Raw genomic sequence first — 19,885 nt, forward strand, 5'->3', positions numbered from 1 at the left:
GATCACACAGGGCTGACGGGGTGGTGACGGCGCCCGCTGGTGCGGGTCCAGCCGTCGGCGTGGCGCAGGCGGGCGATCAGCTCGTCGCGCAGGCCCTCGCCGGGCACGACGGCGTCGACGACGAGCTCGTCGCCCATGCGCAGCAGGTTGACCTCGGCCCGGTGCTCCTCGACGCGCGCGGCGAGGAACGCGGCGCGCTCGTCGGAGTCCTCGATCGCGGCGATCTTGCCGGCGTAGACGGCGTTGACCGAGGCCTCGGGGCCCATGGCGCCGATGAACGCGCTGGGCAGCGCGAGCGTCGCCCGCGGCTCGAAGCCCGGCGCGCACATCGCGTAGTAGCCGGCGGCGTAGGCCTTGCGCAGGACGATCGTGAACTTCGGGACCTCGGCCGAGGACATCGCGAGGATCATCTTGGCGCCGTGGCGGATGATCCCCTGGCGCTCGACGGCGACGCCGACCATGAAGCCCGGCACGTCCTGCAGGAAGAGCAGCGGGACGTTGAAGGCGTCGCACAGGGCGATGAAGCGGGCGGCCTTGTCGGCGGAGTCGACGTGGATCGCGCCGCTGCGCACCTGCGGCTGGTTGGCGACGAGGCCGACGACGCGGCCGTGCAGCCGGGCGAACCCGACCACCAGCTCCTGGGCCCAGTCCGGCTTGATCTCGAAGAACGTGCCGCCGTCGACGAGCCGGTCGATCACCGTGATGACGTCGTAGCCGATGTTCGGGTCCTCGGGGACCAGCCCGTCCCAGCCGGTGGCCTCGGGCTCGACGGGCTCGACCTCGGGCGGCGTTCCGGTGAAGTCGTCGGGCAGGTAGGTCAGGAGCAGCCGGGCGGCGGCGAGCGCCTCCCAGTCCTCCTCGAACACCGAGTCGCCGCAGCCGGAGACCTCGGCGTGCATCCGCGCGCCGCCCATCTCCTCGGCGGTGGTGTGCTCGCCGGTGACCTTCTCGGCCACCCGCGGCGACGCGAGGTACATCGACCCGCGGCCCTCGACCATCCCGACCCAGTCGGTGAACGCCGGCATGTAGGCCCCGCCCGCGGCCGAGGGGCCGTGCAGGCAGCAGATCTGCGGCACGCGCCCGGACAGCCTGACCTGCAGGTGGAAGATCCGCGAGGCGCCGCGGCGTCCGGGGAAGAAGCCCATCTGCTCGGTGAGCCGCCCGCCGGCCGAGTCGACGAGGTAGAACACCGGGAGCAGGTCGCGGTCGGCCCGCTCGAGGATGCGGATCTGCTTCTCGCAGGTGCGCTCGCCCCACGACCCCGCCTTGACGCCGAAGTCGTGCGCGATCACCGCCACGGGCCGGCCCTCGACCGTCCCGACGCCGGTGACGACGCCGTCGCCCGGCATCCCGGGCTCGGTCGCCGCGGCGAGGAGCCCGTCCTCGACGAAGCTGCCCGGGTCGAGCAGCACGTCGAGGCGCTGCCGGACGGGGAGCTTCTCGGGCCAGCGCCCGCTGTCTCCGCCGAGGCGCGCCCGGTCGGCGGCCGCGAGCACGTCATCCCCCGAGGGAGGTGCCGGCGCCCCGGGGGGATGGGGCGCCGACACCTCCCACGCGGGACCCGCGCCGTTGGCCGCCGTCTCGGTCACGGCACCAGCCGCTTCGACAGGATCTCGAGCTGGATCTCGTCGGTGCCGCCGCCGATGCGCAGGATGCGCACGTCGCGGTGGTGGCGGGCGATCGGCGTCTCCTCGAGGTAGCCGGCGCCGCCGTAGAGCTGCACCGCCTCGTCGACGATCCACGCGGCCGCCTTCGCCGCGAAGTACTTCGCCGCCGCGACGGACCGGCCGGCCTCGGGGTGGCCGCGGTCGAGACGGTCGGCGGCCTTGTAGGTCATCACGCGAGCGGCCTCGAGCTCGATCTCCATCGCGACGATGCGGTGCCGGATCGCCTGGCGCGCGGTCAGCGGCTCGCCGGCGACCTCGCGGCCGCGCAGGTACTCGGTGACCGTCTCGAGCGCCTCGGCGGCGTGGCCGACCCCCATCGCGGCCAGCACGACGCGCTCCAGCTGGAACGCGTCCATGATCTGGTGGAAGCCGCGGCCCTCGACGCCGAGCACCGCGTCCTCGCCGAGGGCGACGCCGTCGAGCACGACCTCGCGGGTGTCCGACGAGTGCCAGCCCATCTTCTGCAGCGGGGCGCCGAACGAGAGCCCCGGCGTGCCGGCCGGCACCACGAACGTCGTGATCCCGCGGTGCCCGCCCTCGGGGTCGGTCTTCGCGCCGACGACGAGGACGTCGGCCAGGCCCGCGTTGGTGATGTACATCTTGCGGCCGTCGAGCACCCAGCCATCCCTATCGGTGTGCTCGTCCTTCACGCGGCGCGCGCGGGCGGAGATGCCCGCGACGTCGGAGCCCGCGCCGGGTTCGGTGACGGCGATCGCCGCGATGGCCTCGCCCGCGGCGAGCGCGGCGACCCAGCGCTCCTGCTGCTCGGTGGTGCCGTGGCGCACGAGGTGGGGCGCGGCCATGTAGGCGCTGACCAGCGCGCTCACGGCGATGCCGCCGCAGGCGCGGGTGAGCTCCTCGGCGAGCACGGTCACGGCGGTCGCCTCACCGCCCTCGCCGGCGGACCCGCCGAACTCGGCCGGGGTCAGCAGGCCCAGGAGCCCGGCGTCGCCGAGCTCCTTCCAGAGCCGCTCCGGGGGACGTCCCTCGCGCTCGGCCTCGTCGACGACGGGGCGGACCCGCTGGTCGGTGAACGCGCGGACGCTGCGACGGAAGTCCTCGTGGACTTCGTCGAGATCGTGGGTCACGCGGGCTCCTTCGCTTGCGTTCGACCGACCGGTCGGACGAAAGTACCCCACATCACAGGAGTCGGGTCAACCGCACGGACCGGGGGAGGCCGCGGTGAGTCGTGCCGATGAGGTCCGCGCGCGGATCCTGGCTGCCGCCGTGGAGGTGTTCAGCCGCCGCGGGTACCGCGCGGCATCGATGAACGACGTGGCGGAGAAGGTCGGCCTGCGCAAGCCGACGCTCTACCACTACGTCCGGACCAAGCAGGACCTGCTCGTCGCGGTCTACGAGGAGGTGCTCGACGAGAGCCTGACGAGCGCCCGCACGATCGTCGCCGGGGCGTCGTCGACGCGCGAGGCCGTGCGGGGGCTCATCGTCGAGCGGGTCGCCTACACCTGCGAGCACCGGGACCTGCTCACGATCTGCTTCGAGGAGGAGTCCGAGCTGCCCGACGAGCTCGCCGCACCGATCCTCGCTCGCCGCCGCGCGTTCGAGGACCTCGTGCTCGAGGCGGTGCACGCCCACCTGCGCGCCACGGGGCGGACGCTGCCGATGACGCCGCGGACCTACGTCAACGCGTGCCTCGGCGCCGCGAACTGGACCTACAAGTGGTTCGACCCCGCCGGCCCGCGCTCGCCGCGCGAGCTCGGTGTCGACGTCGCCGCCGTGCTCCTGCCGGTGCTCGACGGCTGATGTGAGCGTCGTGGCCATGGCCACGACGCTCACATCACTCCACCTCGGTGAAGACCGGCGCCCGCTTCTCGAAGCCCGCGGTGACCGCCTCGACCTGGTTCGGGCTCCCGATCAACGCGCCGATCTCGGTCTGCTCCGCGGCGAAGCCGGTGGCGAGGTCGACCCGGCCTGCGGCGTCGATCAGGCGCTTCGCCGCGCGCACGGCGTGCGGGCTGCGCCCGGCGATCTCGCGGGCGAGCGCGAGCGCGGCCTCCCGCGGCTCGGGGTCGGTGCGCGTGCAGATCCCCAGGGCCGCGGCCTCGGTGCCGCTGACGACCCGCGCGGTCAGCGTCAGCTCCTTGGCGACGTCGCGGCCGACGAGCTCGGGGAGCACCTGCGTCCCGGTCATGTCCGGGATGAGGCCCCACTTGACCTCCATCACCGAGAGCCGGGCGTCGGGGGCGACGATGCGGAGGTCGGCGCCCAGCGCGATCTGCAGGCCGCCCCCGAGCGCGTTGCCCTGGATCGCGGCGATCACCGGGACCTCGAGCTCGGCCCACACCCACGCCGCGCGCTGACCGGTGGCCCGCGCCGGCCCGTCCGCGGGCGGGAGCTGCGCCGACGCCGAGAGCCGCTCGCCGTTCGCCATCGCCCGGAACGAGCCGAAGTCCAGGCCCGCGCAGAAGTCGGGGCCCTCGCCGGAGAGGACGACGGCGCGCACCGCGGGGTCGGCCTTCAGCCGCTCGCCGGTTGTCACCAGGCCCTCGAACATGGCCGGGTCGAGCGCGTTGCGCTTCTCCGGCCGCGCGAGCCGCACGTCGGCGACCCCGTCGACGACCTCGACCCGGACCCGCTGCTCGCTCATGCCGCCAGTTTCGCAGCGAACGCCCTGTTCGCTGCTTCTAGGCGCACGAACTCCGCGTTGATCACAGACTGGTTCGGCGGGCCGCCGCGACGACGCGGAGATCACGGGCACCTGGTGCACCTCGTCGTCGACCGCACCGTGGATGAGGCGCCCGTGATCTTCGAGCGCGGGCGCCCTTCCGTCCGCGTCGACGGCGCTGGCATGCTCGCTGAACGCCCGTTCAGCAGGAGGTCAGCGTGGACTTCGAGCTCCCGGCCGAGCTTACGCAGCGGCTGGCCGACCTCGACGACTTCATCGAGGCCGAGATCCGCCCGCTCGAGGAGCAGGACGACAACGCCCGCTTCTTCGACCACCGGCGGGAGTGGGCGCGCACCGACTTCGAGGGCGGCGGGGTCCCGCGACGGGACTGGGAGGAGCTGCTCGGCGAGATGTTCCGCCGGGCCGACGCCGCGGGGTGGCTGCGCTACGGGCTGCCGGCGGCCGTCGGCGGGTCGGACGGCACGAACCTCGACATGGCCGTCATCCGCGAGCACCTCGCCCACCGCGGGCTGGGCCTGCACAACGACCTGCAGAACGAGTCGTCAGTGGTCGGCAACTTCCCGTTCGTGCACATGGTGCTCGAGTACGGGACGCCCGAGCAGCGCGAGGAGTTCCTCGAGCCGATGCTGACCCGCACCGCGCGCGTCGGCTTCGGCCTCTCCGAGCCCGACCACGGCAGCGACGCCACGTGGATGGAGACCGCGGCCGTCCGCGACGGCGGCGACTGGGTGATCAACGGGACGAAGCGCTGGAACTCCGGGATGCACTCGGCCACGCACGACGTCGTGTTCGCCCGGACGTCGGGCACCGACGGGAGCGCGAGGGGCATCACCGCGTTCTTCGTCCCCGTCGAGACACCGGGGTTCTCGGTCGACTTCCACTGGTGGACGTTGAACATGCCCACCGACCACGCCGAGGTGACCCTGCGCGACGTCCGTGTCCCCGACTCCGCGATCTTCGGCGACGAGGGTGGCGGCCTGGCGGTCGCGCAGACGTTCGTGCACGAGAACCGCATCCGGCAGGCCGCGTCCGGCGTCGGCGCCGGCCAGTACTGCGTCGACCGCAGCGTCGCCTACGCCCGGGAGCGCCGGACGTTCGGCGAGCCGCTGGCCACCCGGCAGGCGATCCAGTGGCCGCTCGTGGAGCTGCAGACCGAGGCCGAGATGCTGCGCGGGCTGGTGCGCAAGACGGCCTGGGGGCTCGACCGCGTGCCGCACACGGAGATCAGCGACCGCGTCTCGATGTGCAACTACCGGGCCAACCGCTTCGTGTGCGACGCCGCGGACCGCGCGATGCAGGTGCACGGCGGCCTCGGGTACTCGCGGCACACGCCCTTCGAGCACATCTACCGCCACCATCGCCGCTACCGGATCACCGAGGGCGCCGAGGAGGTCCAGATGCGCAAGGTGGCGGCGTACCTGTTCGGCTTCGCGGGGCCGAACAAGCGGTGAGCAGCAACGACCCCGACGCCCTGCGCGATCAGCTGGCGGCGCACCTCGCCGAGATCTCCGGCGCCGCCGTCGCGGTGACGGACCTGCGCCGGCTCACCGCCGGGGCCAGCCGCGAGACGTGGGCGTTCACCGCGACGTCCGCCGGCGGGCGGCACGATCTCGTGCTCCGCCGCGACCCGCCGGGCAACGACCGGCCCGAGGGGATGGCGCTCGAAGCGGCCGCGATCGCCGCCGCCGCGGACGCCGGCGTCCGGGTCCCGCGGCTCGTCGACAGCGGCACCGACACCGCCACGGTCGGCTCGCCGTACCTGATCACCGAGCACGTCGACGGCGAGACGCTCGGGCCGCGGCTACTGCGCGAGGAGCGCTACGCGCACGCCCGGGAAGGCCTCGCCGCGGAGCTGGGCCGCACCCTGGCCCGCATCCACACGATCCGGCCGAACGCGCTCCCGGGTCTGGCGGCGGGGGACCCGGTCGAGGACCTCCGGGCGACCTACGACGCCCTCGACGAGCCGCTGCCCGTCGTCGAGATCGCGCTGCGCCGGCTCGACCGGCACCGGCCTGCGCCGGTGCCCGACACCCTCGTGCACGGCGACTTCCGCCTCGGCAACCTCATCGTCGACGAGACCGGGCTGCGCGCGGTGCTCGACTGGGAGCTGGTGCACCGCGGCGACCCGCGCGAGGACCTCGGCTGGCTCTGCGTGAAGTGCTGGCGCTTCGGCGCGCCACTGCCCGTCGCCGGCCTCGGCACCGTCGACGAGCTGCTCGACGGCTACGCCGAGGTGGCCGGGCACCGGCCCGACCCGGAGGCCGTGCGCTGGTGGCAGATCCACCGCACGACGTGGTGGGCGCTGGGGTGCCGCGAGATGGCGCAGCGGCACCTGGACGGGACGACGCCGTCGGTGGAGCTCGCGGCGATCGGGCGGCGGGTCGCCGAGAACGAGCACGACCTCCTGCTCCTGCTGGGCGTCCCGGCGCAGAAGGGGGCCGTCCCCGAGGCCGTCGAAGCAGGGCCCTCCGACCTCTACGGGCGCCCGAGCGCGGTCGACCTCGTCGACGCCGTGACGTCCTTCCTGCGCGAGGACGTCGTGACGGGCGACGACGAGCGGGTGGCGTTCCTCGCCCGCGTCGCCGCGAACGTCCTCGGCGGCGTCGGGCGGGAACTGCGGCTGGGCCCCGAGCACGAGCGTCGCCACCGCGAGCGGCTGGCCGCGCTGGGGTACGCCGACCAGGCCGCCCTGGCCGCGGCCATCCGCGCCGGGGAGATCGACGACACCGACCCGGCGCTGCTCGCGACCGTACGCGCGGCGACGACCGACCGGCTCTCCGTCACCAACCCGCGCTACCTGGCCCAACCCGGATGACCGCCCGGATGACCGCCCGGATGACGGGCCGTTGCGCGGGACGGCCGTCGCGAAGGAGGCTCCGGACATGCGCGCGGTGACGGCCGGTCTGCGGTTCCCGGAGGGACCGATCGCGCTGGCGAACGGCGACGTCCTGGTCGTCGAGATCCGCCGGGGCACGCTGACGCGCGTCGCGCCCGACGGGACCACGACGGTGGTCGCCGAGCTCGGCGGGGGTCCCAACGGGGCCGCGATCGGCCCGGACGGCGCGGTCTACGTCTGCAACAACGGCGGCTTCGCGTGGCACGACCGCGAGGGCGGGATCACCGCACCCGGCCACCAGCCGCCCGACTACATCGGCGGGCGCATCCAGCGCGTCGTCCTCGAGGGGCCGGACGCCGGCTCGGTCACCGACCTCTGCACCGCCTGCGACGGGCGCCCGCTGCGCGGACCCAACGACATCGTCTTCGACGCCGACGGCGGCTTCTGGTTCACCGACCTCGGCAAGAAGCGCGAGCGCGACCAGGACACCGGGGCGCTCTACTACGCGCGACCCGACGGCAGCGCGGTCACCGAGGTCGTGCACCCCCTCGTCGAGCCCAACGGCGTCGGCCTCTCCCCGGACGGCTCGCGGCTCTACGTCGCCGAGACCGGGCCGGGCCGGCTGTGGGCCTGGGACGTCGCCGGCCCGGGGCGCCTCGACGGGCCCCGGCGGCTCCTGCACGGGTTCGCGGGCCACCAGCCGCTCGACTCGCTGGCGGTCGACGGGGAGGGCAACGTCTGCGTCGCGACGCTGGTGACCGGCGCGATCAGCGTCGTCTCGCCCGACGGCACGCTGCTGCGGCAGGTGCCCGTGCCCGACCCGGACCCCTACGTCACCAACATCTGCTTCGCCGGCGCGGACTCGCACTCAGCCTGGGTCACCTCGTCGGGACGCGGCGTCCTCTACGCCCTGGAGTGGGACACCCCGGGGCTCGACCTGGCCTTCAGGGCCTGAAGGAGCGACACATGGCCTGGGACTTCTCGACCGAGCCGGAGTTCGAGCAGCAGCTCGCGTGGATGCGGACGTTCGTCCGCGAGGAGATCCTCCCGCTGGAGACCCTCGACCTCGACGGGCCCGCCCTCCGGGCGGCGACGGCGCCGATGCAGGAGGAGGTCAAGGCCCGCGGGCTCTGGGCCGCGCACCTGTCGCCGGAGCTGGGCGGGGGCGGGTTCGGCCAGGTCAAGCTGGGCCTGATGCACGAGATCCTCGGGCAGTGCGTGTACGCGCCGTCGGTGTTCGGCAACAACGCCCCCGACTCGGGGAACGCCGAGCTGCTGGCGCTGGGGGCGAACGAGGCGCAGAAGAAGCAGTGGATGGAGCCGCTGCTCGACGGCCGCCTGCGCAGCGCGTTCTCCATGACCGAGCCGAACGCCGGCGCCGACCCGACCCTGCTCACCACCCGGGCCGAGCGCGTCGGCGACGAGTACGTGATCAACGGGCACAAGTGGTTCACGTCGAACGGCTCGGTGGCCGACTTCCTCATCCTCATGGCCGTCACCGACCCGGACGCGGCGCCGCGGCGGCGCGCCTCGATGTTCGTCGTCCCGGTCGGCACGCCCGGGGTGGACGTCGTGCGCGACATCCCGACCATGGAGCACCCCGAGGAGGGCACGGGCTACGCCGGCGGGCACTCCGAGGTGCTCTACCGCGACGTGCGCGTGCCGGCGGAGAACCTCATCGGCGCCGAGGGAGACGGCTTCCTGCTCGCCCAGAAGCGGCTGGGCCCCGGGCGCATCCACCACTGCATGCGCTGGCTCGGGCAGTCGCGCCGCGCCTTCGACATGCTCTGCGAGCGCGCCGTCTCCCGGCACACCCACGGGTCGCTGCTCTCGGAGAAGCAGATGGTGCAGGACTGGATCGCGACGTCGACCGCGGAGATGACCGCGGCGCGCCTCATGACGCTGCAGGCGGCCTGGAAGATGGACCAGGGCGGCACCGAGGCGGCGCTCACCGACATCGCGATGATCAAGTTCTACGGCGCGTCGGTGCTCTACAACGTCATCGACCGGGCGATCCAGGTGCACGGCTCGCTCGGCTACACCACCGATCTGCCGCTCGAGTCGATGTACCGCCACGCCCGGGCCGCACGGATCTACGACGGCCCCGACGAGGTCCACAAGGTCACCGTCGCGCGCCGGGTACTGCGCGACTACGAGCCCCGCGAGGTGCCCACGGAGCACGTGCCGACCCGCCGCGAGGCGGCGCGGCGCAAGTTCGCGCACCTGCTGGACGCGGCGTCGGTCAGCTAGGGGTTGGTCATCTGGGGGCGTCGACGATCCGCAGGGCGATCTCGCCGTAGCGCTCGACGAGGTCGGGCACGGCGAGGTCGCCGGCCGGGTCGTACCACTGCGCGATGGCGTTGCAGGCGGCGACGATCGCGCGCCGGGCGTCCTCGGGGTGGGCGCACCGGAAGTGCCCGCGCGCGACGCCGTCGTCGACGATCTCGGTCCACAGCCGGCCCGCGGACTCCCGCAGCCCGTCGAGCCGCACCCGGTGCTCCGGGGCGAGGTTGCGCCACTCGGCGGCGGCGACCGTGCTCTCCACCCGGCGGCTCACGCGGTACTCCACGGTGGCGCGCACGAGCGCGAGCAGTCGCTCGGAGGGGTCGTCGCCGACGCCGTCCAGCGCACCCTCGCAGCGGCGGAAGTACTCGGCGGTGCTCTCCTCGATGAGCAGCACCAGCAGGTCCTGCTTGCCGGAGTGCCAGTGGTAGAGCGCCGAGAGGGACAGACCGGCCCGGCGGGCGATGTCGCGGATCGAGGTGCCGTGGTACCCCTGCTCGGCGAAGCTCTCGCGCGCCGCGCGCGTGATCGCGTCCCGGCCGCCCCCGCGCGGCACCGGCGCGGCGGTGCTCATCGGGTCAGCATAGGGCGATCGCTTGGCAACCTGAACGATCGATCGATAGGTTTCGCACCATGGCCGACGAGGTCCTGCTCGCCCACCGCGAGAGCGGTGTCCTGACCCTCACGCTGAACCGGCCGGAGCGCCGCAACGCGATCGACGGCCCGACGTGGGACGCGCTGCGCGCAGGGTTCGAGCGTGCGCGCGACGACCCGGAGACGCGGGTCGTGGTGATCACGGGCGCGGGCGGGGCGTTCTGCGCGGGCGCCGATCTCTCCGTGAAGCGGGAGGGCCACCCGCTCGACCGGATGCGCTCGATCAACGAGATCGCGCTGCTGCTGCACGAGCTCCCGAAGCCCACCGTCGCGCGCGTCGACGGCGTCGCGGTCGGGGCCGGGTGGAACCTCGCCCTCGGCTGCGACCTCGTCGTCGCCACCCCGACCTCGCGCTTCTCGCAGATCTTCGCCAAGCGCGGGCTCTCGCTGGACTTCGGCGGTTCGTGGCTGCTGCCCCGCCTCGTGGGGATGCAGCAGGCCAAGCGGCTCGCGCTGCTCGCCGAGATGATCGACGCCGCCGAGGCCGAACGGCTCGGGCTGGTGACCTGGGTGAAGACGCCCGAGGAGATCGACGCGTTCGTCGCCGACCTCACCACCCGGCTCGCGGCCGTCGCGCCCGTGGCGGCGGCGCAGTCGAAGGCCCTGCTGCACGAGAACGCCGACCGCACCCTGCGCGAGGCCCTCGCGAGCGAGGCGCGCACCCAGGCCGTCAACTTCGCCACCGCGGACGCGCCCGAGGCGTTCGCCGCGTTCACCGAGAAGCGCGACCCGGACTTCACCGGGGAGTGGTCGATCCGGTGACGGGGCTCTTCGACCTCACCGGCCACGTCGCCCTCGTCACCGGCGGCAACTCCGGGATCGGGCTCGGGATGGCGCGCGGGCTCGCGCGCTGCGGCGCCGACGTCTGCCTCTGGGGCACCCACGCCGAGCGCAACGCGACGGCGGCCGACGAGCTCGCGGAGTACGGCACCCGCGTCCGGGCCCTGCGCTGCGACGTCGGCGACGAGGACGCCGTCGAGGAGGCCTTCGCCGCGACGCTGGAGCACTTCGGCCGCGTCGACTCCTGTTTCGCCAACGCCGGGGTGACCGGCTCGGGCGCGCGCTTCGTCGACACCACCCTCGAGGACTTCCGCGCGGTGACCCGCGTGAACCTCGACGGCGCGTTCCTGACGCTGCGGGCCGCCGCCCGGCACATGGTCGAGCGCGGGGGAGGCGGCGTGCTCGTGGGCACGTCGAGCGTGTCCACCGTCCACGGTGCCCCGCGCGCGGAGGCCTACGCGGCCAGCAAGGCGGGGCTGACCGCGCTGATCAAGGGGTGCGCGGTCGAGCTGGCGCGGTACGGCATCCACGCGCACTCGATCGTCGCGGGCTGGACCGAGACCCCGCTGGCCTCGCCGCGGCTGCAGGACGAGCGCTTCGAGCGCGCGGTCATGGCGCGGATGCCGCAGCGGCGCTGGGGCGAGCCCGATGACTTCGCGCGGCTCGCCGTGTACCTCGCCGGCGGCGTCGGCGGGTTCCACACCGGCGACGAGATCGTCGTCGACGGCGCGTACTCGATCTTCTAGGCGGTGCTGGGCGAGGCGGGGCTGCTGCTCCTCGCGGTCGTCGGCATCTCGTTCTCCGCGCCGCTCGCGGCCGCGGCCGCCGTCCCGTCGCTGGCCATCGCGTTCTGGCGCACGGCGATGGCGTCGGCGGTCCTCGCGCCGGTGGTGGGGGCGCGTCCGGCGCGTCGGCGGGTCGGCGCCCGGGACGCGCGCACCTGCGCCGTCGCAGGGGTGCTGCTCGCGGTGCACTTCGGGACGTGGGTGCCGAGCCTCGTGCTCACCTCGGTGGCCACCTCGACGGCCCTGGTCTGCACCGCGCCGCTGTGGACCGCGGTGCTGACGCGGCTGCGCGGCGGGCGGGTCGCCGGTGCCGAGTGGGCGGGCGTGGCGGTCGCGCTGGCGGGCGTGCTGCTCGTCGCCGGGGTCGACCTCGCGGGCTCGCCCCGTGCCCTGCTCGGCGACGCGCTCGCCCTGCTCGGCGGGCTCGCGATGGCGGGCTACCTGCTGGTGGGCGCCGCGGCACGGGAACGGCTCGCGACCTCGACGTACACGCTGCTCTGCTACGCGACCGCGGCGCTGGTCCTGCTCGCCGCCGTCCTCGTCGCGGGGGTGCCGCTCGCGGGCTGGCCCGCGGCCGGGTGGATGTCGCTGGTCGCGATCACCCTCTGCGGGCAGTTCCTCGGGCACTCGCTGCTCAACCGCGCCCTGCGGACCGTGGGTGCGCCGGTGGTCGCCGTCGTCTCGCTGCTCGAGGTGCCCGGCGCGGCGCTGGTCGCGGCGCTCTGGCTGGGGGAGCGGCTCGCGCCGGCCACCCTCGCCGGCCTGGTGGTGCTGCTGGGCGGGGTGGCGCTGGTGGTCCGGGGCAGCCGGCGCACCTGAACGGGCGCTGCAACCTGGCTGCAACCCCTGCCGCGGGGGCGCGTGAGCGGCTTCACTGTCCCTCACGCCACACGACCGCGGGCGGGTGTGGGCGAGTGCCCGCGGTCGGCCGTACGTCGCCCGCGTGGAGGTAGCAGTGACCCAGACGGTCGAGAGTGGCCGCACCCAGGCCGGCACCCGCGTCGATGCCTGGCTGACCCAGTTCACCGAGGCGCTCAACGCCGGGGACGCCGACCGCGCCGCGTCGCTGTTCGCCGACGAGTCCTACTGGCGCGACCTCGTGTCCTTCACCTGGAACCTGGTCACCGTCGAGGGCCCCGCCGAGGTGTCCGAGCTGGTGTCCGCGGACGCCGCCCGGCAGGTCGCGCCGGTGTCCTTCGAGGTCTCCGGTGAGCCCTCGGAGGCGGACGGCATCACCGAGGCGTGGCTGAAGTTCGAGACCGCGATCGGTCGCGGCACCGGGCACCTGCGGCTGAACGCCGACGACAAGGCCTGGACGTTCCTCACCACCCTCGACGAGATCAAGGGCCACGAGGAGCCGGCGAGCCCGAACGCCGACCGGCCGTTCGGCACCGAGCACGGCGCCAACCCCGACCGCGTCACCTGGGCCGAGCAGCGCGAGGCCGAGGCCGCCGAGCTCGGCTACACCCGCCAGCCCGAGGTCGTCGTCATCGGCGGCGGCCAGGGCGGCATCGCCCTCGGTGCGCGGCTGCGCCAGCTCGGCATCGAGACGATCATCGTCGAGCGCAACGAGAAGCCCGGCGACTCGTGGCGCAAGCGCTACAAGAGCCTCGCCCTGCACGACCCGGTCTGGTACGACCACCTGCCCTACCTGAAGTTCCCGGACAACTGGCCGGTCTTCTCGCCGAAGGACAAGATCGGCGACTGGCTCGAGATGTACGCCAAGGTCATGGAGCTCAACTACTGGGGCTCCACGACCGCGCAGAGCGCGACGTACGACGAAGCGTCCGGCCAGTGGAACGTCGTCGTCGACCGCGCCGGCGAGACGGTGACGCTCAAGCCGCGCCAGCTCGTGTTCGCCCTCGGCGTCTCGGGCAAGCCGAACATCCCGTCCGTCCCGGGTGAGGACGTCTTCCAGGGCGAGATCCAGCACTCGTCGCAGCACCCGGGCCCGGACGCCTACAAGGGCAAGAAGGTCGTGGTCATCGGGTCGAACAACTCGGCCTTCGACATCTGCGGCTCGCTGTGGGAGGTCGGCGCGGACGTCACGATGGTGCAGCGCAGCTCCACGCACATCATCCGGTCCGAGACGCTGATGACCTACGCGCTCGGGGACCTCTACTCCGAGGAGGCCGTGCGCAACGGCGTCGACACCTACACCGCAGACATGATCTTCGCGTCGCTGCCGTACCGGATCATGCACGACTTCCAGAAGCCGGCGTACGACAAGGCCCGCGAGGTCGACGCCGACTTCTACCGGCGCCTCGAGGAGGCGGGCTTCGACCTCGACTTCGGCGACGACGACTCCGGCCTGTTCATGAAGTACCTGCGCCGCGGCTCGGGCTACTACATCGACGTCGGCGCCGCCGAGCTCGTGGCCGACGGCAAGGTCAAGCTCGCCAAGGGCCAGATCACCGAGCTGACCGAGAAGGAGGTCGTGCTCGACGACGGCACCCGTCTCGAGGCCGACCTCGTCGTCTGGGCCACCGGCTACCGGTCCATGAACGGCCTGGCCGCCGACATCATCGGCCAGGACGTGGCCGACAAGGTCGGCAAGGTGTGGGGCCTGGGCTCGGACACCACCAAGGACCCCGGTCCCTGGGAGGGCGAGCAGCGCAACATGTGGAAGCCGACCCAGCAGGAGAACCTCTGGTTCCACGGCGGCAACCTGCACCAGTCGCGCTTCTACTCGCTCTACCTCGCGCTGCAGCTCAAGGCCCGCGCGGTGGGCATCCCGACCCCGGTGCACAGGCTCCAGGAGTCGCACCACACCTCGTGACGGGCCTCGCCCGACCGTCGCCTGATGACGCGAACGGCACCCTCGCTTCGTTCACCGGAGCGAGGGTGCCGTTCGCTTCGTCCGGGGTCAGGTGCGGGCGGGCTCCCGGGACAGGTCGAGGACGACGTCGCCGCGCGTGGTGAGGCCGTCGACGAGCACGATCTGCTGCGCGGTCGGGGCACGTCCTGCGGCCCCGGCGACGAGCAGGTGGTCGCCGGGCGTCGCCCGCAGCGTGTAGCCGCCGGCGTCGTCGGTGACCGCCCGGCCCGCTTCGCGCCCGGCCGTGTCGACGAGGGTCAGTGTCGCCCCGGCCACGGCGCGGCCGCCGCCGTCGCGGACCGCGCCCACCAGCCCCGTGCCGACGGGCTCCGCGGGCTCCGCGGGCTCCGCGGGCTCGGCGGGGGCCGTCCGGGTGGTCACGGCGCCCCGTCCGGTCGTGCGGCCGGCAGGGATGAGGAACCCGACGACGACGGCGCCGACGACGAAGATGCCCGCGGCGACCGTGAACGCGGTCGTGTAGCCGTGCAGCGCCGCGGCGAGCGGCGGCCCCGCGAAGCCGGCGGCCGCAGTACCCGCGATGCTCGAGAGCAGCGCGGTACCGACCGACCCGCCGACCTGCTGCATCGTGTTCACCGAGGCCGACGCGACGCCCGCGTCGCCGGGATCGACGCCGTAGGTGGCCGTGTTGATCGACGTCGACATCGCCGTGCCCATGCCGAGACCGATCATCAGCAGCGGGCCGAGGACGTGGGCCGCGTAGCCCGACTCCGGGGTGAGGAACGAGAACCAGAAGAGTCCGCCCGCGCCGAGCAGCATCCCGGCGACCACGAGGGGCTTGGGCCCGGTCCGCGGGAGCAGGAGCGCCGGCACGGTGTTCGCCGCCAGCACGATGCAGGCGACCATCGGGAGGAACGCGACCCCGGTCATCAGCGGCGAGAAGCCGAAGACCTGCTGCATGACGTAGGCGAGGAACAGCGTCACGCCGAACATGCCCGTGGTGAGCACGAGGATCGTCAGGAACGACCCGCCGCGGAAGCGGTCGAGCACGACACGCAACGGCAGCAGCGGGGCCTCGACCCGGCGCTGGACGAGGACGAACGCGACGAGCAGCACGAGACCGGCGGCGAGGAAGGCGTAGACCAGCGGCGAGGTCCAGCCGTCGGTCTCGGCGCTCGCGAAGCCGTAGACCACGCTGAACAGCCCGGCCGAGGCCAGCACCGTGCCCACGACGTCGAGGCGCGGACGGTGCTCGACCGGCTGCGCCGGGAGCAGCAGCGAGGCCCCGAAGAAGGCGACCGCCGCGAAGACCGCGTTGACGTACATGCACCAGCGCCAGTCGACGTACTGGGTCAGCGCGCCGCCGAGCAGGAGCCCGATCGCGGCGCCGGAGCCGGCGAGGGCGGCGAACACCCCGAAGGCGCGGGCCCGCTCCCGTCCCTCGGTGAACGTCGTCGTCAGCAGCGAGAGGGCGGCCGGGGCGAGCAGCGCGCCGAACACGCCCTGCAGGGCGCGCGCCGCCACCAGCAGCTCGAAGCCCGGCGCGAGACCGCCGAGGATCGAGGCCACGGCGAAGCCCACGAGGCCGACGAGGAAGGCGCGCTTGCGGCCGAAGAGGTCCGAGAGGCGGCCGCCCAGCAGGAGGAGGCTGCCGAACGCCAGCGCGTAGGCCGTGATGATCCACTGGCGCTGCGCGTCGTCGAAGCCGAGGTCGGCCTGCGCCGAGGGCAGGGCGATGTTCACGATCGAGTTGTCGAGGATCACCATCAGCTGGGCGATCCCGATCACGGCGAGGATCAGCCAGCGTCGCCGGGCGGGTGGTGCTTCGGGGGTGCTCACGTGGCGTACGACCGTTCTGGGCGATTCTTGAGGGGTTCGACCGAGTCGGGAACGGCGTTGTCCCTGGCTGCCGACGCTGTGGTCGAGCGCGGACGGGGTCCCGTCGATTCCCGCGGGGACGTGTGAATCGATCGGCGGTTCGTGGGGCAGGCTGACGGCATGGAGTTCACGAAGCTCGGCATGACCGGTGTCGACGTGTCGAGGGTCTGTCTGGGGTGCATGAGCTACGGCGTCCCCGACCGCGGCACCCACCCGTGGTCCCTCGACGAGGAGGCGTCGAAACCCTTCTTCCGCCAGGCCCTCGACGCCGGGATCAACTTCTTCGACACCGCGGACGCCTACTCCGACGGCACGAGCGAGGAGATCACCGGCCGCGCGCTGCGCGAGATGGCCGATCGCGACGAGATCGTCGTCGCCACCAAGGTCTTCATGCCGATGCGCCAGGGCCCGAACGGCGGCGGCCTCTCGCGCAAGGCGATCATGACCGGCATCGACGCCTCGCTGCGGCGCCTCGGCATGGACTACGTCGACCTCTACCAGATCCACCGCTGGGACCACGGCACGCCGATCGAGGAGACGCTCGAGGCGCTGCACGACGTCGTCAAGGCGGGCAAGGTCCGCTACATCGGGGCGTCCTCGATGTGGGCCTGGCAGTTCGCGAAGGCGCTGCACCTGCAGGACGTCAACGGCTGGACCCGGTTCGTCACGATGCAGGACCACTACAACCTGCTCTACCGCGAGGAGGAGCGGGAGATGCTCCCGCTGTGCGGCGACGAGGGCGTCGGCGCCATCCCGTGGAGTCCGCTCGCGCGCGGTCGACTCACCCGTGACTGGGACGACTCGACCAGCCGGCAGGAGACCGACGAGGTCGGCAAGTCGCTCTACCGCGACACCGACCGGCACATCGTCGAGGCCGTCGCCGAGATCGCCGAGAAGCGCGGCGTCTCCCGCGCGCAGGTGGCGCTCGCGTGGGTGCTGAACAACCCCGTCGTCGACGCCCCGATCATCGGCGCGACGAAGGAGCACCACCTCGCCGACGCCGTCGCCGCGGTCGACCTGCGCCTCGAGGACGACGAGGTCCGCGCTCTCGAGGAGCGCTACGAGCCTCGCGGGGTCGCCGGGCACCGCTGAGCGGCCCGATCAGCTGCGCGCGCACCGCACGCGGCAGGTGTGGGAAGGGGCCGGGAAGGGCTAGGACCCCGCCAGCGCCGCCCGCACGTCGGTCTTCAGGATCTTGCCGACGGTGGAGCGTGGCAGGGCGTCCCAGAACTCGATCTGCTTGGGCGCCTTCACGCTGCCGATGCGCGCCTTGACGAACGCGACGAGGTCGTCGCCGGACACCGAGCGCTCCGGCACGAGCTCGACCACCGCCGTCACCCGCTCGCCCCACTTCTCGTCCGGCAGCCCGATCACCGCGCAGTCGCGCACGGCCTCGTGCGCCATGAGGGCCTGCTCGACCTCGGCGGAGTACACGTTGAACCCGCCGGAGATGACCATGTCCTTCGCCCGGTCGACGATGAACAGGTAGCCGTCGGCGTCGAGATAACCGATGTCGCCGGTGTGGTGCCAGCCGTGCGCCGACACCTCCGCAGTGGCCTCGGGGTTCTTGTAGTAGCCGGCCATCACCAGCGACCCGCGCACGACGATCTCGCCGCGCTCGCCGGCCGGCAGCAACGCACCGGCGTCCGACATGATCGCCACCGTCACCAGCGGCGACGGCCGGCCCGCGGACGCGAGGCGGGACCGCGCGACGGACCCGTCCCGCCGGCGGTGCTGGGCGGGCGACATCGTCGAGACCATCATCGGCGCCTCGGACTGCCCGAAGAGCTGCGCCATCGGCCCGATCCGCTCGAGCGCCTCCTCGAGGCGCGCCACCGACATCGGCGCGGCGCCGTACCAGAAGCAGCGCAGCGAGCGCAGGTCCGTCCGGTCCAGGTCGGGGTGCCCCAGCACCATGTAGATCAGCGTCGGCGGCAGGAACGTGTGGGTGACGTGGTGGCGCTCGACGAGGGCGAGGAACCGGCCCACGCCGGGTCTGGCCATCACGACGATCTCGCCGCCGAGGGCCATCACCGGGAAGCAGAGCACGCCCGCGGCGTGGGTGAGCGGGGCGAGCGCGAGGTAGACGGGCCGTCCCTCGAACGGATAGCTCATCAGCGTGATCGCCGACATCGCCTCCAGGTTGCGGTCGGTCAGCATCACGCCCTTCGGCCGACCGGTGGTGCCTCCGGTGCCGACGAGGGCGACGACCTCGTCGGGCGGCTCGGCCTCGGCGGGCGGGTCGCCGTCGGCGGCAGCCAGCCACTCGGTGAGCCCGGGGGCGTCGCCGCGCGGCCCGTCCAGGCACACCACGGTGTGCAGCTGGGGGAGCGCCGGGGCGATGGACGCGACGAGCTCGCCGAACCCGCTCTGGAAGATCAGGGCCGCGCAGTCGAACAGGTCCAGCAGCTCGCGGTTCTCGTCGCCGGCGTTGCGCGGGTTGATCGGGCACCAGACGGCGCCGGCGCGGGCGATGCCGAAGACGCAGGCGAACGCGACGGGATCGTTGGCCGAGAGGATGCCGACCTTGTCCCCGGGCCGCACGCCCGAGCGTCGCAGCGCCCGGGCGACGCGGTGGCTCAGGTCGACGACGTCGCCGTAGGACAGCGACGTGCCGTCGAGGGTCAGGCAGGGGGCGTCCGGCCCGAGCGACGCCCCCTTGTCCAGCCAGGACGTCAGGGCCACGACTACATGCCCATCCCGCCGTCGACCGGCAGACCGACGCCGTTGACGAACCGGGACGCGTCCGAGGCGAGGAAGACCGCGGCGTCGGCGATGTCGGACACCTCGGCGAGGCGTCCGGACGGGGTGAGCTCGACGACCGCGCCGACGGCGGCGTCGGGGCTCTCGAACAGGCCGAGGGCGGAGGTCTCGACCGCGAGCTTCACGCCCATGTCGGTGGGCACCAGGCCGGGGTAGAGGCAGTTGACCCGCACGCCGTAGCCGAGCTTGCCCGACTCCATCGCGGCGACGCGGGTGAGCCGGTCGACGCCGGACTTGGTGGCCGAGTAGCCCCCGATCGCCGGGAAGGCGATGGTCGCGGCCACCGACGAGATGTTGATGACCGACCCGCCGTGCCCGGCGGCGCCGCCGGGGCGCATGGCGCGGAAGGCGTGCTTGAGCCCGAGCATCGTGCCCAGGAGGTTGATCTCGAGCATCGGACGGACGTCGTCGGGCTCGGTGTCGACGATCAGCGAGGTGACCTCGATGCCGGCGTTGTTGACCACGACGTCGAGCCCGCCGAGCGCGGTGACGGTGTGCGCGACGGCCGCTTCCCACTGCGCGTCGTCGGTGACGTCGAGCTCGACGAAGCGCGCGCCCGGGATCTCGGCCGCGGTCTGCTCGCCGACGTCCTTGAGCACGTCCGCGAGCATCACCGGGGCACCGGCGGCCGCCATCGCCGTCGCCATCCCGGCGCCGAGCCCGCGGGCGCCGCCCGTGATCAGCACTCTCCGGCCGGCGAGTTGCTCGCTCATCCGCTGTCCCTCCCGCCGGCCGTGTCGTCGGCCGCCAGATCCACGTGCTCCGCTGGTGCGACGCAGGTCACAACGTAGGGAGGGCTTTGGACGATCGTCAAGGAAT

At 73.3% G+C, this 19,885-nt stretch carries 17 protein-coding genes; 10 read left to right on the plus strand and 7 right to left on the minus strand.

The window, feature by feature from the left end; translation table 11 throughout:
- Positions 1–2: 2 nt before the first annotated feature.
- Both OG774_RS00995 and OG774_RS01000 read right to left on the minus strand, forming a co-directional pair.
- Positions 3–1,589 carry an acyl-CoA carboxylase subunit beta gene (locus tag OG774_RS00995; RefSeq protein ID WP_328306082.1) on the minus strand — a complete coding sequence of 529 codons (1,587 nt, stop codon included), beginning with the start codon at positions 1,587–1,589 and terminating at the stop codon, positions 3–5.
- Positions 1,586–2,755: an acyl-CoA dehydrogenase family protein gene (locus OG774_RS01000; protein ID WP_328306083.1), complete on the minus strand. Its 1,170-nt coding sequence runs from the start codon at positions 2,753–2,755 to the stop codon at positions 1,586–1,588. Before OG774_RS01000 ends, OG774_RS00995 begins: the two co-directional genes overlap by 4 nt.
- A gap of 94 nt (positions 2,756–2,849) precedes the next feature.
- On the opposite strand from OG774_RS01000, the gene OG774_RS01005 reads away from it, so the two are divergent.
- Positions 2,850–3,428 carry a TetR/AcrR family transcriptional regulator gene (locus OG774_RS01005; protein ID WP_328306084.1) on the plus strand — a complete coding sequence of 193 codons (579 nt, stop codon included), beginning with the start codon at positions 2,850–2,852 and terminating at the stop codon, positions 3,426–3,428.
- A gap of 34 nt (positions 3,429–3,462) precedes the next feature.
- Here OG774_RS01005 and OG774_RS01010 read toward each other — a convergent pair whose 3' ends face one another.
- Entirely contained in the window at positions 3,463–4,272 is an 810-nt protein-coding gene (locus OG774_RS01010; protein WP_328306085.1) for a crotonase/enoyl-CoA hydratase family protein, read from the minus strand.
- A 236-nt stretch (positions 4,273–4,508) separates the two neighbouring features.
- Between OG774_RS01010 and OG774_RS01015 the strand changes: the two genes are divergently transcribed.
- The 4 genes from OG774_RS01015 to OG774_RS01030 all read left to right on the plus strand — a co-directional run bounded on the left by OG774_RS01015 (position 4,509) and on the right by OG774_RS01030 (position 9,397).
- Positions 4,509–5,762 carry an acyl-CoA dehydrogenase family protein gene (locus tag OG774_RS01015; RefSeq protein WP_328306086.1) on the plus strand — a complete coding sequence of 418 codons (1,254 nt, stop codon included), beginning with the start codon at positions 4,509–4,511 and terminating at the stop codon, positions 5,760–5,762.
- Entirely contained in the window at positions 5,759–7,126 is a 1,368-nt protein-coding gene (locus OG774_RS01020) for a phosphotransferase family protein (protein WP_328306087.1), read from the plus strand. The genes OG774_RS01015 and OG774_RS01020 overlap by 4 nt, the downstream gene beginning before the upstream one ends.
- A 67-nt stretch (positions 7,127–7,193) precedes the next feature.
- Positions 7,194–8,102, plus strand: a complete 909-nt coding sequence (locus OG774_RS01025) for an SMP-30/gluconolactonase/LRE family protein (protein ID WP_328306088.1) — start codon at positions 7,194–7,196, stop codon at positions 8,100–8,102.
- A gap of 11 nt (positions 8,103–8,113) precedes the next feature.
- Entirely contained in the window at positions 8,114–9,397 is a 1,284-nt protein-coding gene (locus OG774_RS01030) for an acyl-CoA dehydrogenase family protein (protein ID WP_328306089.1), read from the plus strand.
- A gap of 7 nt (positions 9,398–9,404) precedes the next feature.
- On the opposite strand, the gene OG774_RS01035 is transcribed toward OG774_RS01030, so the two are convergent.
- A complete protein-coding gene (locus OG774_RS01035) occupies positions 9,405–10,004 on the minus strand; it encodes a TetR/AcrR family transcriptional regulator (protein WP_328306090.1) in 600 nt (199 codons plus the stop codon).
- Between the two features lie 59 nt (positions 10,005–10,063).
- Here OG774_RS01035 and OG774_RS01040 point away from each other — a divergent pair, with 59 nt between their 5' ends.
- From OG774_RS01040 to OG774_RS01055, 4 genes are all read left to right on the plus strand, one after another.
- Entirely contained in the window at positions 10,064–10,846 is a 783-nt protein-coding gene (locus tag OG774_RS01040; RefSeq protein ID WP_328306091.1) for an enoyl-CoA hydratase-related protein, read from the plus strand.
- Entirely contained in the window at positions 10,843–11,610 is a 768-nt protein-coding gene (locus OG774_RS01045) for an SDR family NAD(P)-dependent oxidoreductase (protein WP_328306092.1), read from the plus strand. The genes OG774_RS01040 and OG774_RS01045 overlap by 4 nt, the downstream gene beginning before the upstream one ends.
- Before the next feature lie 3 nt (positions 11,611–11,613).
- Positions 11,614–12,468 carry a DMT family transporter gene (locus tag OG774_RS01050; protein ID WP_328306093.1) on the plus strand — a complete coding sequence of 285 codons (855 nt, stop codon included), beginning with the start codon at positions 11,614–11,616 and terminating at the stop codon, positions 12,466–12,468.
- 136 nt (positions 12,469–12,604) lie between these two features.
- Positions 12,605–14,428, plus strand: coding sequence for an NAD(P)/FAD-dependent oxidoreductase (locus tag OG774_RS01055; RefSeq protein ID WP_328306094.1), 1,824 nt, complete (start codon positions 12,605–12,607; stop codon positions 14,426–14,428).
- An 87-nt stretch (positions 14,429–14,515) separates the two neighbouring features.
- On the opposite strand, the gene OG774_RS01060 is transcribed toward OG774_RS01055, so the two are convergent.
- Positions 14,516–16,264: an MFS transporter gene (locus tag OG774_RS01060; protein ID WP_328306095.1), complete on the minus strand. Its 1,749-nt coding sequence runs from the start codon at positions 16,262–16,264 to the stop codon at positions 14,516–14,518.
- 159 nt (positions 16,265–16,423) lie between these two features.
- Between OG774_RS01060 and OG774_RS01065 the strand changes: the two genes are divergently transcribed.
- Positions 16,424–17,395 carry an aldo/keto reductase gene (locus tag OG774_RS01065; RefSeq protein WP_328306096.1) on the plus strand — a complete coding sequence of 324 codons (972 nt, stop codon included), beginning with the start codon at positions 16,424–16,426 and terminating at the stop codon, positions 17,393–17,395.
- A gap of 60 nt (positions 17,396–17,455) precedes the next feature.
- Here the strand turns inward: OG774_RS01065 and OG774_RS01070 are convergent, their stop codons facing one another.
- The gene (locus tag OG774_RS01070) at positions 17,456–18,988 is read right to left on the minus strand and encodes an acyl-CoA synthetase (protein WP_328306097.1); all 1,533 of its coding nucleotides are present in this window, start codon (positions 18,986–18,988) and stop codon (positions 17,456–17,458) included.
- Between the two features lie 2 nt (positions 18,989–18,990).
- A complete protein-coding gene (locus tag OG774_RS01075) occupies positions 18,991–19,779 on the minus strand; it encodes an SDR family NAD(P)-dependent oxidoreductase (protein WP_328306098.1) in 789 nt (262 codons plus the stop codon).
- Between the last annotated feature and the right edge of the window lie 106 nt (positions 19,780–19,885).

Source organism: Actinomycetospora sp. NBC_00405 (genome assembly GCF_036044095.1).
In the GTDB taxonomy this organism is placed as follows: domain Bacteria; phylum Actinomycetota; class Actinomycetes; order Mycobacteriales; family Pseudonocardiaceae; genus Actinomycetospora; species Actinomycetospora callitridis.